Source organism: Kribbella steppae, from assembly GCF_004342025.1.
In the GTDB taxonomy this organism is placed as follows: Bacteria; Actinomycetota; Actinomycetes; order Propionibacteriales; family Kribbellaceae; genus Kribbella; species Kribbella steppae.
Genome location: NZ_SLWN01000003.1, coordinates 402,820 through 418,433 on the forward strand (window position 1 = coordinate 402,820; position 15,614 = coordinate 418,433).

At 63.5% G+C, this 15,614-nt stretch carries 11 protein-coding genes; 3 read left to right on the forward strand and 8 right to left on the reverse strand.

Annotated elements, in window-relative coordinates; genetic code table 11:
• Positions 1–68: 68 nt before the first annotated feature.
• Both EV652_RS10530 and EV652_RS10535 read right to left on the reverse strand, forming a co-directional pair.
• Positions 69–1,361 carry a phospholipase D-like domain-containing protein gene (locus EV652_RS10530; RefSeq protein WP_132208849.1) on the reverse strand — a complete coding sequence of 431 codons (1,293 nt, stop codon included), beginning with the start codon at positions 1,359–1,361 and terminating at the stop codon, positions 69–71.
• Between the two features lie 46 nt (positions 1,362–1,407).
• Positions 1,408–4,812, reverse strand: a complete 3,405-nt coding sequence (locus EV652_RS10535; protein ID WP_132208850.1) for a serine/threonine-protein kinase — start codon at positions 4,810–4,812, stop codon at positions 1,408–1,410.
• A gap of 381 nt (positions 4,813–5,193) precedes the next feature.
• Here EV652_RS10535 and EV652_RS44010 point away from each other — a divergent pair, with 381 nt between their 5' ends.
• The gene (locus tag EV652_RS44010) at positions 5,194–5,370 is read left to right on the forward strand and encodes a hypothetical protein (RefSeq protein ID WP_158441141.1); all 177 of its coding nucleotides are present in this window, start codon (positions 5,194–5,196) and stop codon (positions 5,368–5,370) included.
• A gap of 82 nt (positions 5,371–5,452) precedes the next feature.
• Here the strand turns inward: EV652_RS44010 and EV652_RS10540 are convergent, their stop codons facing one another.
• Positions 5,453–5,803, reverse strand: a complete 351-nt coding sequence (locus EV652_RS10540; RefSeq protein WP_132208851.1) for a M48 family metalloprotease — start codon at positions 5,801–5,803, stop codon at positions 5,453–5,455.
• Positions 5,804–7,205: 1,402 nt separating this feature from the next.
• Between EV652_RS10540 and EV652_RS10550 the strand changes: the two genes are divergently transcribed.
• A complete protein-coding gene (locus EV652_RS10550) occupies positions 7,206–7,715 on the forward strand; it encodes a hypothetical protein (RefSeq protein ID WP_158441142.1) in 510 nt (169 codons plus the stop codon).
• Here the strand turns inward: EV652_RS10550 and EV652_RS10555 are convergent.
• From EV652_RS10555 to EV652_RS10565, 3 genes are all read right to left on the reverse strand, one after another.
• Entirely contained in the window at positions 7,712–8,257 is a 546-nt protein-coding gene (locus EV652_RS10555; RefSeq protein ID WP_132208854.1) for a glycoside hydrolase family 20 zincin-like fold domain-containing protein, read from the reverse strand. The genes EV652_RS10550 and EV652_RS10555 overlap by 4 nt on opposite strands.
• A 146-nt stretch (positions 8,258–8,403) precedes the next feature.
• On the reverse strand, positions 8,404–8,913 hold the full coding sequence (locus tag EV652_RS10560; RefSeq protein ID WP_132208855.1) for a hypothetical protein: 510 nt from the start codon (positions 8,911–8,913) through the stop codon (positions 8,404–8,406).
• Positions 8,914–9,286: 373 nt separating this feature from the next.
• The gene (locus EV652_RS10565; RefSeq protein WP_132208856.1) at positions 9,287–10,327 is read right to left on the reverse strand and encodes a hypothetical protein; all 1,041 of its coding nucleotides are present in this window, start codon (positions 10,325–10,327) and stop codon (positions 9,287–9,289) included.
• Positions 10,328–10,796: 469 nt separating this feature from the next.
• Here EV652_RS10565 and EV652_RS10570 point away from each other — a divergent pair, with 469 nt between their 5' ends.
• Entirely contained in the window at positions 10,797–13,361 is a 2,565-nt protein-coding gene (locus EV652_RS10570; protein WP_199238108.1) for a GmrSD restriction endonuclease domain-containing protein, read from the forward strand.
• A 61-nt stretch (positions 13,362–13,422) separates the two neighbouring features.
• On the opposite strand, the gene EV652_RS10575 is transcribed toward EV652_RS10570, so the two are convergent.
• Together EV652_RS10575 and EV652_RS10580 are read right to left on the reverse strand one after the other, a co-directional pair.
• Positions 13,423–13,806 (reverse strand): hypothetical protein, encoded by a 384-nt coding sequence (locus EV652_RS10575; RefSeq protein WP_132208858.1) that lies wholly within the window; start codon positions 13,804–13,806, stop codon positions 13,423–13,425.
• Between the two features lie 347 nt (positions 13,807–14,153).
• On the reverse strand, positions 14,154–15,485 hold the full coding sequence (locus tag EV652_RS10580; protein ID WP_158441143.1) for a tyrosine-type recombinase/integrase: 1,332 nt from the start codon (positions 15,483–15,485) through the stop codon (positions 14,154–14,156).
• Positions 15,486–15,614: the final 129 nt, after the last annotated feature.

Consider the following 15,614-nt stretch of genomic DNA (forward strand, 5'->3'; position numbering starts at 1 on the left):
TTGCCATGTTGTCTCCAGCTCAGCCTTAAGGGCGGGCGAGAGCCCGCTCGATCACCGTGGAAGACGAGCTAAGTACTTTGCTCAGCGATGAGCTTGCGGTACCGATCGTATGCCTCATCGACTCGCTCGGGAATGGAAACGAGTGTGCCTTCCTCCATCCTGTAGGTGCGTTCCGGATCTCCGCGGAACGACAGCCAGTTGAAACTGGTGCTCACCCATTGTCCGTCGAAGATGAGGATTTTCGCATGCGTGTTCTTGAGTCGCGCAAGGGTGAAACGATCGTGGTACCGCGATGCCAAGTTGCTCAGACGCTTGAGGGCGTACTCGTCAGATCCGGAATCATCGTCGCCGTATCCGTGAGCGATCGTGACCTCGGCCCCAGTCCGGAGACGTTGTTCAAGCATGGCCAAGAAATCGGTCGTTACCACGGCGGATCTCACCCAGGGGGAGATAATGAGCAGGCGCTTCTTCGCCGTGTCCAAAGCCTGCGTAAGTAGGTCGGCGTGCTCAAAGACGCCCACGCTGCGCACAGCAAGCTCGGCCACTGCGGGCACGGTGCTGGGGGTCGCGGCTTCGTCGGGAGCGGCCGATGCGATCTGCTCTACCTGAGCGAGGTCAATACGCTGCTCTTCAAGATCCGGATCCAGGATCGGACGTGGCTCCGGTTCTCCCACGGACAAGCCGAGGCGTTCAACGGCATTAGTGGCGTCGAGAGCAAGTCCGTGGTCGCGCTGCAGTTCACCGTCGATGCAAACCGCCAGTTCGATGTCGCCCCGGGATGCGTCCCCATAGACAAGTAACTGACCCGGAAGGTAGCGATGTGTGTTCGGCGCGATCTTTCGCACCCGTAGAATTTCCACTCTGCGTTCGTGGCCGTCGCGGGCGCTGAGGAGTGCGTTGAAGCTCTCCGCAGTGACATCGGCAAGCCCAATACGAGCCTTATGAGCAGCCGGCAGCAGTTGACGCCCTTGATCCCGCGCGTCCTTTTTCGTCATAAGGCCTGACCGATTGTAGTCGGCGAGCCGCCAGACGAGTCGGTCAAAAACGACGGGCAATTGTCTGACCACTGGCTGCGTGGCCGCCAGGTTCCGCACTACTTCAGTACCCTGAGCTGTCAGCGCTAGGCTAGTACCGGCGCGACGAAGGTTGTTTTCGCTGACTTGGATCGCAGCGGCCTCCAGCACCTGATTTCGCTCAAGCCCCAGCATGTCGGCGACGTCGTGGCCATCTTGAATCCCTGCGGCTACAAGCCGGACGAGGAACTCCTCGATGATCGGAAGCGGCTTGCGCTCTTGGGCGAGTACGTCTGCATGAACGATGGTGACTGGGATCGCCGCTTCCTCGACAGCCAGCAATTGCATACCTGGGCGCTCGTCCCCGAAGCGCCGTTGGAAGAGTTGAAACGAACTAGTCACGATCTGCCAACCTCACTTCGCAGTCGTCCAAATGCGTCGAGATGTAGTCCAGTACCGTCCGCAACGCACCGTTCGTACCTTGAATGAACCCCGCGTCCCCGACGATCATGAGCCCATAGCGTGCCCGCGACAGTGCGACATTGATACGCCGCCAATAGTCCGCTCCGAGGAACCCCAACTTGCCTTCTGGGTTGCTGCGCGTTACCGAGAGAATCGCTACGTCTGCTTCGCGTCCCTGAACCGCGTCGACAGACATGACAACGGGGTCGAGATGCTTGAAGGCGACGGGCGCGAGCTTGCGCCTCAACTCATCTACTTGGCTCCGATAGGGAGAGATGACCAGTACCTCCAGCCTCTCCATGCCGTCTGCTGGCCTGACCAGCCTGTAGTCGATAGCACCGTCCAGCGTCTGCAATTGCTTAACCACGAGCTGCGCCTCCGCGCGGTTGGCGTAGCTCGTCGCCTGGCCACCCGGCGCTGACTCGCGACGGCGGTCACCCAAGGGCCCTGTGTCGAGCCACATGACCGCACGTCCGAAGACCTTCTCGTAGCCATCGAGTCCCTCAGACCGAGGGGAATACAGCTGACCGTCGTAGAAGCACGTCGAGATGAGATCGCCGATAGGGCGGATCATCCGATGCTGCTGGCGCAGCATCCGCTGCGAATGGGCGGGCAAAAGATCTGCCAAGCGCTGGAACAGTGTCTGGGCCACGTCGCCTTTGGTGACCTCGTGCTCGCGCATAATCTCCGTTGCCCGCATCAGCTCCTCGTCCGTAGGTGGCAATTGCCGAGTATCACCCACGATGATCCAACGCCTCGCGCGCGATATCGGCACGAGGGCCTCCGTCAGGGTCGCCTTCGACGCCTCGTCCACGATGCAGAGGTCAAAGTCGAGTAACTTAACCGCGCGGTTCCGCAAGAACCCCGTGCAAGTGCCCGCGACCACACGAGTGGTCTCCAAGTACACAGCGGCAAGGCTGTCATCAGAGGCAATACGCTGCAGCCACTCGGCCTGGAGTGACAACCGCTCTAGCAGCTTTCCCACCTCGACACTTCCACCCAGCAATACGTCCACGGCAGCCGCTGCTTCCCCCGAGCTGATGGTGGCGTTCACGGTGAGATCACCGGCAAGATGACGCTGCGCATCCTGGACGAGCTCAGCTCGGTAGTCCGAGAGGCTGTCGATTCTGTCCTGGTAGTTGCTGCCAAGGGAGTCCGCCGACAACGCCGTGGTCAGCTCAGACGTCGTTCCGTCGTCGCCCTGGCGCAAGCTCTGCTCAACAGCCTCGATCTCTCGACAGACCGAAGACAGCTGCTGCAACGCGAGGGCGGCTCGGAGGTGGTCCACCGGGATGCCAAGCTCGACCGCTTGCTTCTGGACGCTCGCCTCTGCCCTGGTCCTAACACCTTGGGTCCAACGCTTCGTCTGGGCGTCGAGTAGGAGGTGCTGAACGGAAGCATCCACGCGCGATTCATCCACGCCTGCCAAGCGGACCAGGCCCTGAAGCCCGCTTCGATCGAGACGCTCCAGCGCGTTGTCAACGGCCACGTGGGTCTGTGAGGCGATAAGAACTTTGGCGTCTGGGTTGGCGCTGAGAAACTGGGCGACAGTCTCAGCGATGAAGCTCGTCTTGCCGGTGCCGGGCGGTCCTTGGACCAGCACATAGTCTTTGGCCCCGAGCGCCAGCTCCACCGCCTCTCGCTTGCTCTCGTCCAGATCCAGTCGCCAGCTGTCTACTATGGCCCGGCTCGGTTCGGCGTTCGTGCTGGGGTCAAGAAGGATCTGTCGGAGGTCCGGCCGGAGCGTCGTGCCAGCATTTACGGCAGTGACCGCGTCGCGCTGACGAGCCAGGGACACCTCGGAAGGGCCAATGTGAGGAACCAGGGATGCGCTCTCCGGCAGAGACTTCAGACGCGACCCGAGAAGCGTTAAAGTCTCGCCGTCCTGATCAATTACCTCCCCCCATCCGAACTTGTGTGCGCTCCGAGGATCTTGTACCTGCCACTCGGTGCCGATCAGATCGAGTTCGCAGGGGGTCATTAATCTGAAGACAGCTTGTCGCCCGCTTGCGCGCCATGAGCGGTACGGAATCGGCTCGTGTTCACCGCGGGCTAGATCCTCCCGGGCATCGAGAATGCGCAGCCAGGTATCGAACAGCTCGTTACCCTCTTGCGGCCGTTCCTCGCCTCCCGCTTCCTTCTTACCTTCGACGAAGTCGTCGATGAGCTGAACAAGCGTACTCAACCCCCGGAGGGCGAGATCGCGGTTGGCTGGCTCCTGCACCGTCCAGGTGAAGATCGGCGGCAATGCGCATGACCGCCTCCGGAGTCCCTCGAGTGCCTCAAACTCTGGCTGGGCAGCAGCCGTCACTACGCATCCGCTACCGTCGTCATCAATCTTCAGCGTGTAACGGAATTCCTTACCCACGAGCGTGACGACGCTGCGATTGTGCTCGCCTGTCTCCGGGTCCAATCGGAAGGATGCGAACAACTCGCCGGCAAGATCGGCTTGCAGCTTCGAAGCCGCCCTCGCGCGGTCGACTCTGTTCCCGACGAGGTGCTCGACAGCAGCATTCGTGAGTCGTAGCCAGACGGGATTGCGCCCTTGTTCGTGCCGTGCGACCCTCTCGCGACGGATCGTTGAAAGAGCAGAGGCTAAGTCAGAAGCGTTCCGGGGACGCTCGGATGGGTCGGGGTTAACGCATGCCTCAAGCAGCTTTCTGGCGTCCGGCGGGACGGGTACGGATTCCAGGGCCCGCGCGATGTCTGGGAAGTCACGTATCCGCTCCGCGCTCAGACACTGCAATAACAGGACACCGACGGAGTACACGTCCCGGACGTAGGGGAACGGCGTGTCGATCTCTGGCGGAGCGTATGGTCCGGATCTGAACCCCGCCACCGTGAGCTCGCTGTCCTCCTGTTGACCGCGGATCTTTGCGATGCCGAAGTCCGCCAGCAGCGGGTCACCCGCAGAAGAGATCAGGATGTTTAGAGGCTTGATATCGCGGTGCTCAATCTGCTTGAGATGGGCGTACGCGAGCCCATCGAGAAGCGGTCGCGCGAAGTCTCGGTACAGTTGGTCCCACGATTCCCACGGACCATCCTTCAGCAGGTCGGCGAGATTGCGGTCCACCCAGTCCAGAATTAGGTAGTAGCTGCCGGTATCGTCGATACCCGCTTCGCGATAACGGACGATGTTGGGATGGCTCAGTTCGCTGAGGGTCTTGACCTCACGCTCGAATACCTTGCGGGATAACTCGTCTGTTGGGCCTACTACGAACTTGACTGCTACGGACGAGCCGTCGCGAGTGTCTACTGCGCGCCTGACAGTGGACAATCCACCTGATCGGCTATCTACCCTGAGTAGTACGTAATGACTACCGATCTGCTCTGGCACCGCTCGCCCCCATCTGTCGAAGTCATGAGCATAGTAGGCAGCAGCCCACTACTTGGGCATAACCGCCGAGGAATGATGTAAGGAGGGCGATGAGTCTCGCCTACGGCTCCAGACTCGGCCCATCGAAGTTGGCTTCCCGACCTGGGCCGCAGCCAGCCGCTTCAGACGTGCGATGCCGTCTCGGGAGGCCGGGAAGCGGCGCCGGTCGACCAGCTGCCCCAACCATCGGCCTCCCAGAAGCGACGGGCGCCAGCTGGCCCGGCTCATGTCGGGCGTCCTCCTCTGCCAGTCGTGCGGAAGCAAGCTGAGGCTAGGCCGCACCCTGACCGCCGGGTGTAGCGGTGCCCAGAGGGATACGCGGCGAGTCCGTGCCCTCGGCCCGTGTCCATCGACGCGACCGCCGAACAACTACCTCAAGACGCAGCCGCCCGCGGCAACGGCGCCGCGCTGCACGCTCTGGCCTGGCAGCGCGAGAAGGCTGGTGACCACGCCGCCGCCGAAAAACTCCTTCGGTTCGGGCTCACAGACGACGGCAAGCCAGCTGACTCGTTGGGGTAGCAGCACCGTTCGTGTGCCCACGATCACCGAGCTGTACCTCGGCAACGGCTACGGCGTCAGCTAGAGCACAGAGTCGGTCTACCTAGACATGATCCAGAGATTCAGCAGTACAGACGCAGGCATCGCGCCGCGCCTTAGTCCCGAAGGCGCGTCGAATCCGACTGTTGCGACCCCTTAAGGTCCTGCGAAGGGCAGCCTGCCACTGTTGGGCTCTCTCGAACTCCCTACCCGTGAACACCTCCGCGAGCAGGACGCCGTACCCGAGTTCGGCGGCGGCACGATCGGCGAGTCGTTCCTGAGTGCAGGCGGCCCAGGGCACGACGAACGGCGCGAGGAAGGGGCTCAGCATGAATACCACGTAGTCGCTGAAGCCGAGGAACATCCACACTCCGAGCACACCGACTAGCAGGAACCCGATCACGATCTTGGCCATGATCGACAACACCCGATGTCTCAGGCAGAAGACGATCGCCCGGTCAATCGTGCGGGCGGGCACAGTGAGCCAGTACAGCAGTAGCGACGGCGTACGGGGATTGCCAGGCGGTGCGCCAACTCGCGTGCCAGGACCGCCTCCAGGTGCTGGGGTGGCAGCCGGTACACCGCCCAGCTCGTCACTGCGACTGTTGACCAGCGGTCGCTGGCGCGGTCGCCTCCGGTCCCTCGTGCGCCCAGACGCGGTAGTGGTCGGGGTTGACGCCGGCGGCGGTGCAGACCGCCCCTGATCGTGGGTCGGAGTGGGCCGCGGACGGGGGAGTTGTAGCGGCGGCGTGGAGCCATTCGTGGAGCGAACTGCCCGATACTGATGAAAAATACGGGCACCGGAGATAGGTTCCTTGCAACGAATCACGCCTGAAGACGGCAGATGTAACGGTGACCTTCCTCCTCGTAATGAGAGGCTCATTCGTTCGACACATCAGCCTTCAGCGGTGTGCCGTTGTGAATCGTCAGTGCGCGGCCACTCTCGGACGGCGTCCCACCATCCCCTCGCGGCTTGTCAGGCGACGCATGCTGAGAGCGAGCTCTTGCTTGAGGAGGCATGCGGCGGCTATGACGAGCTGGGCAACTTGAGCTCGCTGCCGGACCCGAGTGTTTGTTCATCGCCGCCGGCTACGGTCGCGCGTCTTCCACGTGATGCAGTGACTAGTCCTGCGGCAACCAGTAGCGCGACAGCTCTGTGTGCGGTGCTGGCAGCCACAACCGGCGCCGCCAGCAGCGACTCGACACCCGCCATCGACGCTCGCAAAGCGGCTCAGGCCCGCTGACAGATGGCGATCCGACTGCCCGTCCCAGATCCGGCATTGCGGCCCGGCAGGCGCTGATGGCGGCATCAGAGCCTCACTACTTTGCACCTGGGGACAGCTTCGGGGTCCCGGACCAACTACACTCGCTCTCTGCAGGGTCATCAGCCGCGGGTGCCACGAGCTGCGCGAGTCGTTCGAGCGCACGCGCTCGGCAAGGCGTACGAACTCGGTCGACGCGCTGAACGGCGCGAGGTGAGTCTCGGCACCTTGCTGCGGTTCAGGCGCTCGCACGCAAAGTGACTGATATAGCAATCGGGGCGCCCGATCAGTGGTAGTGACCGGGTGCCCCTACTCATGTGACGTACAGAAGGTGGGGACATGACGGGGAAGTTCGCGGCCGTGTGCGCGGCCGGGATGCTCGCGCTTGTTGGATGCGGTGGGGGATCGGGCTCGGGTTCTGGCGATGTCCAGGCCGATCAGGCGACAGCCTCGGCGCCCAGCTCGACGCCGGCGAGCACGCCAACGAGCCCGCCCGCCGAGGCGGCAGGCGGGCTCAAAGTTACAGAGGTTGGGTTCGGGAAGTCAGGCGAATACGTGACGGCGGTAGCGGTGATCCACAACGGCTCGGATCAGATCTCGTCGCTTGAGGTCAGCTTTGCCGCGTACGACGCGGCGGGAGAGGTGCTCGGCCAGCAGGAGACGTCTGCGCCGATCGCTCGCGCCAATGCCACGGTTGCGACCACAGTGCCGATCGAAGTCAAGACAGGCAAGGTCGCCAAGGTGACAGCCGAGGTCAACGTCCTGCAGAAGCAGAAGGACGATCACCCGACGTCGGCCTTCGTCGCGTCCGGCGTTCGCTACCGCCCGGGCGACTACGACGCCTCGGTCACCGGGAAGATCACGAGTCGCTACGACCAGGACGTAAAGGACGCCTACGTCGCCGCGGTCTGTCGCGACGCGGCAGGCAAGATTGTCGGGGGAGGAGAGGACTACTACAGCGTCAAGGGTGGCGGATCGACCGCCGTCCAGGTCTCGGTCAGCGGAGGCCGCGCGAAGTCCTGCCAGCTCTACCCGACCCTTGGCGGCGCCAGCTCGGCGAGCTAGGCAGCGTCGATCAGGCGGCCGTCAGCGGTTCGCCATTGGATGTGGATCGACTCGGGCGTCGGCTTGGCGCCCGAGCCGATCGGCAGGATGGTGACGACCGTCAGCGCCCTGATCACCGCGCGCTTCAGTTCGAGCGGCGCCGCCTTCCACTTCTGAGCCTCATCGGGGCCGGCGAGCTGCAGGATGCCGGGTTTTGGGTGGCGCACGCACAAAGCTCCGCCTTCGCCGCTGCGATCTTGGCCCGGATCTTCCCGGTCACCCGGGTGAGCTGCTCGACGGAGATCTCGTCGTCTGCAGTCCAGGTGATCGAGCCGGTCCGCATGCGACCACGGCGTACCGTTGAAGCCTTCGATCGAGCCGCGGTACCGCATCGCCGGCCAGTCGCGGATCTCGACGCCGTCCAGATGGTTGCCCTGGACAAGCTGTGCGAGGGTCTGCGCGACGTAGAAGGTCCCGTCGGTGTCGACTCCGTCGAGCACGATCTCGCGTTCGCCAACGGCGACGACGTACCCCTCGGCGGGTAGTCCCTCGGCTGATTCCACCTCGAGGGCGGTGGCGCGTCCGCCGAGCCGGGCAGACTAGACATGTCGCCTGTCCGGATCCGATGTCACCGCCGGAGCCGGCTCCCGCAAGGTGTCGAGGTGTCAGGTACTCCCACCGGCAGGCAGATCTGGGCTGGCGACTTTGTTCAGCGAAGGCGCCTGATCACCTCGCGGGCGAACGCCTCATGAAGCTGGTGCCCGTTGTCGTTCTCAGGTCGGGGGATTGCGAGAGCGTCTGAGCCCCGCACCACTAGTTGGTAGTCACATGTGAAGTTTTCAGCGTCTGACGAAACCAGCCTTAGCAGCCGAACCTCTGACAATTCGCTCAGAGGTAGGATCCTGCCGAACACGCTTGGGGCCGGCGGACCCTGCACCGGCTCGTCGCATCCTGGGAACCAGTCACCGCCTGACCTGTACCCCGTCACCTGAAAGACTGAATCGGCTGCGAGAGCCATGCACTCCCACCTCGCCTGAGCGGGGTGGGTCGACCGGTTGCACCGGTACTCAGAGACCGCGGCGCTGACCAGCGATGCGTCCCCGATTAGCCCGACGAACGCCTGAACGATCTCGCGGGGAGCCTCGATCTGCCGGTCCCTGTATCTCTCGTTGAAGTGGTCGTTCATGCTGCGGAGCGGGCCTAGGCCCTCGAGCTTCATGGATCCCTCCAGAACCGGACTCGATATGGCCCGCGCTTGCTGACGTCCGGGTGCTCTCCCATGCGCTGGGTTCTAGCCCAGGCTGTAGCAGAACGCCAGCAGATTGTACGCCTTGACGTTCTCGGCGATCGAGTTCGTGATCGCCTCTCGAGGCTCGAAGAGTCGTCAACTGAGCTGGCCCGAACAGTTCCGGAACTGGCCTGGTCGGTGCTGCACCGTCTATCCGGCGCGGGTGAGGCTCAGGCCGAGATGCTGCGGGCGCCGCCGAGGGTTGCACCGGATGACCGTGCTGACCGACGACCGATTCGTTGATCCGAGCGAGGACCCGGACGAGCGCGTCGACAGGAAAGTGGTTAGTCTCCGCGACGCGGACCTACCGCGCCCAACCGCCAGGTGCGAGCCTGATCATGTCTGCACGGACGGTGACCATCCCGCGGTCCGCACCTGACGGGGAGTCGTCCAGGTTCACCGGGTAGGTACCGGTTTCCCAGCACTCGGTCATGGTGACTAGGAGCGGACAGATGCTTCCTTCCCAGCCGGCTTCGAAGTGATTTCCGCTGGAGCCGGTGAAGGATTCGAGCAGGGTGACACGGTCGCCGTCATTGAATTTCGGGCGGATATAGACCATGTCTTCCTTGCGGTATACGTGGTAGTGACCTGGAATTCGCTCCAGAGCTGCTCCGCCTACGCCCGGAAAGGCGCCGCCTGAGTACAGTTCGCGGCCGTCGTCCAGGGCGACGAGGTACTTGGACTGCAGTTTCATCTGTGCGATGAGCTCGGCGGTTGCGGGGTCCGGGTACAGGATGGTGCCTTCGTCGCCGGCGGCAACGGTTGGATCTGCTCCGCTGTGCTCGAGCTCCGGGTCCCACGTCAGCACCTTTTCACCGGGCTCGGCCGAGCCCCAGAACGGGTTGGCCAAGCGCACGCGGTCTCCTTCCTCGAAGCCGGAGGGTGCGGCAGGCTTCGGTGCCGGAGGCGGACGTTTGACGACGACCGGTGGGGTTACCGCCGCGGGGGTGGGCGGCGGGACGTACTCAACCGGCTCGGGGGCAGGCTGTGGTGCGGGTGGGACGTAGGCGACCGGCTCGGGGACAGGCTGTGGTGCGGGTGGGATGTACGCGACCGGCTCGGGGACAGGCTGTGGTGCGGGTGGGATGTACGCGACCGGCTCAGCGTCCGGTTGCTTGATCTCCTCCGTGTGGTGGTACCTGGCATGGGACGAATGCCGGCACGGTGCCGGATCGCGCCAGTCGTCGATGAACCAGACCACCGGCCACAGCAGACTCATGGCCGCCGCGCTCGGGATACCGGGCTCGTCCGGCGACGGCTCCACGCCGCACCGGCGCTTGTAGTACCGCCGCCCGCAAACGGCCAACCCCACCAGCCAACTGACGAACACAACGAACCAGAACATCCACGCCCCCTCGGCCGTGCCGGCCGGCTCCGCTACTTGATGTACGGATCCGGCACGGTCTTCCCGCAGTGTTCACACGGATCGTTGTAGTGTTCCCGAACCCACGTCTGGTGCCCGCAGTGCGGGCAGGTGACTTTTACGTTCCCCATGTCATCGACCTTCCCCCCGTTTGCCGGTCTATCGGCGGGAACCACAAGTCCGTTACGGCCGATGAAGAATTCAAACAAATGATTGTGGGTTTCCTCCGACTTGCCGGAGACAGCGTGCCACCGAGGACTGACGAGCAAGCCGGACCGCTCGGCTTCGAGGATGTGCTGTTGAGAGGTGCCTACAAGTTGGGGCTCCATTGACTCCGAGTACAAACACGTCGTGCCCAGGCTGATCTTGCTGAGTACGATGAGGATGCGTTCGAGCTGATCTAGGCGTTTGAAACGCACGAGGAAGGGCTTTACGAATGCGTGCTCATGAGGTGAGCTTCCTCGACCTGGTCCAGGGTGAGAAGCAATTCCAGGTTCCGCTGTACCAGCGGCCTTACAGCTGGGTAGAGCCGCAGCTCGCTCGGCTGTGGAGGGACATCGTCGAGCAGAGCAGCGCCATGGCGGTGTCCTCGGCTCACCCGCGGCACTTCATCGGGTCGGTCGTGATCGCGCCGAGTCCGGCGTTGCACGCGGCCGGCGTACAGCGGTGGTTGGTCGTCGATGGCCAGCAACGGCTCACCACGCTGATGCTGGCGCTGGCCGCATTGCGTGACCACGTCGAGCAGACCGACAACCGCGACGCGGACCGCATCCATCGGCAGTATCTGGTGAACGAGTTCCGGCAGGGTGACGAGCATCTTCGTCTGTTGCCGACCCAGGCGGATCGCGATTCCTACCGGGCGCTGATGCTCAAGCACTCGACTGGCGAGCGGATCGGCAACATCAGCGAGGCCTACCGGTACTTCCGAGCCGCGTTGGTTGCAACGGACGATCCTGACGATGATGAGGACCTGACCCGGATCGAAAACACCATCCGGGCCGGGCTGTCAATCGTCGAGATCACCGCAGAGCCGGGCGATAACGTCTACCGGATCTTTGAGTCGCTCAACAACACAGGCATGAAGCTCAGCCAGGCAGATCTGCTGCGCAACTACCTGTTTATGCGACTGCCCAAGCGCGGCGAAGATGTCTACCGTGACGTCTGGCTTCCAATCCAGGAAGCGCTAACGGGATCGCAGCTCGAGCTCCTCGTATGGCTGGATCTGGTCATCCGCGGCGATGTGCGCGTCAAGCAGTCAGAGATCTACCGTGCCCAGCAGGAACGTCTCGAGGGAATCGACGACGGAGACGAGGCTGCGATCGAGGCCGAGATAGCCGAGCTGGCACGAAGGTCCCGGCACCTCGAACGCATCCTAGACCCAGCGAAGGAGCCTGATTACCAACTCAGCGTCGGCCTCCGGCGCCTTCGCGCGTGGGGCGCAGCCACCGCCTACCCGCTCGTCATGCATCTGCTCGACCTGCTGGACCGAGGCGTCACCGACGCAACCGATGTTGCCGAAGCGTTGGCCTACATCGAGAGTTTCCTGGCCCGGCGCATGATCTGCCAGGTGCCGACCAACAACCTTAACCGCGTCTTCAACGCCTCACCGAGCGCGGTTGGTGATACCGGGCCCATCGCCCCGGTCGTGCGCCGGTACCTATCCGGGCGACGCCGGTACTGGCCGAGCGATGCTGAGCTCAGGAACAGCGTGCGCAACCGCCCGTTCTACTGGACCGGCCGTGGCCCGCAGCGCGCCTACGTCCTGCGCCGGCTCGAGGAGAGCTACCAGGCTGCTGAACCTGTCGACTTCGACCGCGCCAAGCTCACCATCGAACACGTCCTTCCGCAGACTCTGACGCAGGAATGGATCGACCTCCTGGCCGCCGAGGTGACCGACGAGGGAGGCCCGAAGCAACTGCACGAGCTGATCGTGCATACCCTCGGCAATCTCACCCTGACCGCCGAGAACGCCAAGCTGTCCAACAGTCCGTTTCAACGCAAGCAGGACATCTATCAGTCGAGTGCGCTGCGGATGAATCGAGAGATTGCAGACTCGCCAACCTGGGGCAAGGCGCAGATCCTGGCCCGCAGCGACGGCCTGGCCGAGCGCGCTCTTCGCATCTGGCCGAGTCCGACCGACGGTGTCACCGACGAGAGCGAGGGCCGGGACTGGTCGCTGCTCCGGCGCGCGTGCGCCGCCATCCCTCCCGGGACGTGGACTACCTACGGCGATCTGGCCGAGCTCGTTGGCAGCCACCCGGTCCCAGTCGGCGTGCACCTGGCCACGCACCCAGTCCTGAACGCCTGGCGGGTGCTGACCGTGGACGGCCGGATTTCTCCGGGATTCCGTTGGGAGACCGAGGGACGCACCGACGACCCGCAGCAGCTTCTCGAGTCAGAAGGCCTCACGTTCGTGTCGGGTCGGGCGGCCCCAGCACAACGTCTGACGGGCACGGACCTCGCTGCGCTTCTAGGGATGGAAGCCAGTGAGCCGTTACCCCGCCCGGACGCCAAGGTCGACCTCGACTCGGAGGCGGGGCAGCGCTTCCTCGCCCAGCTCACTGAGGCCCACCCGCATGCTGTGGACGGTGTCCAGGATCTGCTGTCCGCGTGGCGGGCATCGGGCGGCGAGCTCTCCTACGGCAGCGCGGCGGAGACGTCATGCTTCCTTACACTCGAGCCAGCACGCTACGACATCCAGTCGACCTGGCCACTCGTGCTCTACCCACAAACCGGAGTGGCCGAAGTGGTGTTTCAGCACATGCGGCGCCGTCCAGTCTTCGACGATGTCGCGCTACGCGATGAGTTCCGGCAGCGCATCGAGCACGCAGGTCTGGAGATTCCCCAGGCCAAGCTCAATCTTCGGCCGTCCTTCTCGCTCGACCTCCTCACAGACCCGCAGCGGCGCTCGGCGATCACGAGCGCGTTGGAATGGTTCGCGATGGTCTTCCAAGCGCGACTAGCTCAGGCTGAGCGTGACAGTGCAGCCACCATGTTCAACGACAGCGAGAGCTGACAGACCACGCCGACCATGATCGGAGCGAATGCGACGTAGCTAGTCGAGGGCCGCCCTCTGGTCAGAGATCGGGCCCCGGACCGCCGCAGCACGCGATGTGCGCAACCCACGCCAGGATTTCGGACTGTTGCTCGTAGCAAGTCGCGTTGAAGCGGTGCAGACCCTCGAGGAGGAAGTAGGGATACTGGCCACTCGGATTGTGAAGGAAGTTCACCGGTGGTAGCGCCTCGCCGGCCCGTATCGCTGTCCGAATGCTGTCGACCTTGTCGGCCGAATCGCCCCCCAGTTGATCCTCCAGTCGCTGCCGCGGATCGACTCCGTCGACAGGAACGCGCTCCAACTGCCAACACGGCAGGACCGGACTCGCGCCGTATGTCTCCAGGTTTTCGAGCGTGGAGTCGTAGTGGTGATCCGGTGTGAGCCGATTGCACTCCTCGGCGCTCAACCACGGTCCATTTCGGGTCATGGCACGAGTATTGCTGAGGCATCGCGCGGGTATTCTCTTTAGGCCAAGCGCGACAGGCGGAGGCCGTTTGGATGCCGTCCATGCGGGCATCGAATCGGGCGACCACCTGTTCACCTTTCGCCGCAACTCGAACGCGGCCATATCTACGACCGCCGTAATCACGCGCACGCACAAATGATCGACATCTGGGGTGCGGGTACTACATCCGGGTCGGCAGAGCAGCCGCAGCACGTAGCGCGCCCCAGCCGCCGAGGGACTTGGCCGATCACGCGATCTGCTGTAGCAGCTCGCCGGTGCGGCGTTCCGCGTCAACGGTGCCTATGGCTTCAATGGGGGCGAAACGCGCTTGAGCGTCTGCCGCGTCTTAGCCTGAACTGGGCATACGCCTCCCAGGGCATGCTCCACAAGGATCGAAATGACCGCTTGCGGACTGCTTTGGCAGCGCGATCACTGGATCGCGGGACCTGTGACCGTTGGCGATCTTGCTCGTGTATGCCCCTCAGGGCATGATCCAATAGGCTTGCTGCCTCCGGGTTGCGAGCCCGGCGACCGATGTATTGGTCGATCGTGGTCGACGTCAATGAATGCCCTAGCTGATCAGCAATCTTCCGCGGTGTCTGCCCAGAGTCAGCCAGAATCGTCGCCGTCGTCCTCCGGAAGACGTGGGCAGTGACCCATGCCATCTCGTCTGCCAACGACCGCATGCCGGCGAGCTCAGTCAGCTCCAGCAGCGCTGCCCGCTCGCCTGTGCTCAGCCCATAGGCATTAGCCAAAGCAACGGCTTCCTCAGCGTCCAGCCTCACCCGACCGGTCTCGATCAGACTGACCCGTGTCTTCCGCCAGCCGAGATTCGACACGATCTGCGCCTGGGTGAGACCAGCTCGCCGACGATGACGCCTCAGCGTCTCCTCCAATTCCGCTCGTCTCTGACAACCGAGCGGGCGCCGAGCGTTCCGCAGCGCATGCTGGACGTTTTGTGGGTCCCGGAATCCACCCTTCGAGTCGGGGAAGATGGGGGAATCAGGCGAGGTGCCTGGCGACCAGCGGGCGATCAGCATCTCTAGAGCCCAATCCGGCAACACGAGAATCCGTTCTCCTGCAGCCGACTTCACGCGTCGGCGCACCAGTCCTTGGCCGTTGAGCCTCTGGATCTGGTGCCCGCAGTAGACCTCGCCGGTTTTCCAATCGATTTCGTTCCAGGTGACGGCAAGCGTCTCGCCGATCCGCTGACCGGTGGCGAGCATGAACTTGCACAGATCGACCAGATCCGCTCGAACTGCACACTCGTCCTGCCGCAGCAGTTGGAACCACGCCTTTCTCTCGCCTGCCTCCAACGCCCGCGGCGGCCGACGCGCCTTACTACGAATCTTGACGTCCCGAACCGGATTCGCAGGCAGCACGCCACGTCGCACCGCTAGCACGCACGTCCCCGACAAGATGCTCTTGCACGTCTTCGCGCTGGCGACGCCGACCTCTCTCCTGATCGCTTGAATCACCGCGTCCACACGCGGTGTCGTCAGCTCGACAAGTCGAATCTCGGCAATGCGGGGAACAAGATTCTTGTCGTACTGATACCGGTAGGTCTGATACGTCCCGGGCGACAAAACATCCTGCTCGCCAAGCTCCTTCACCTCGGCCAGATACACCTCAGCCGCCACCGACACCCGACTCTGAGGCCTAATCTCAGCAGGCATGTGCAGCGTCGCCCGGGTCCTCAGCAGAGCCCTGAGATTGCACTTCGCACCAGCAGCGGTCTTCCCCCAGGCGGCCACTCGCCGAGTCCGACC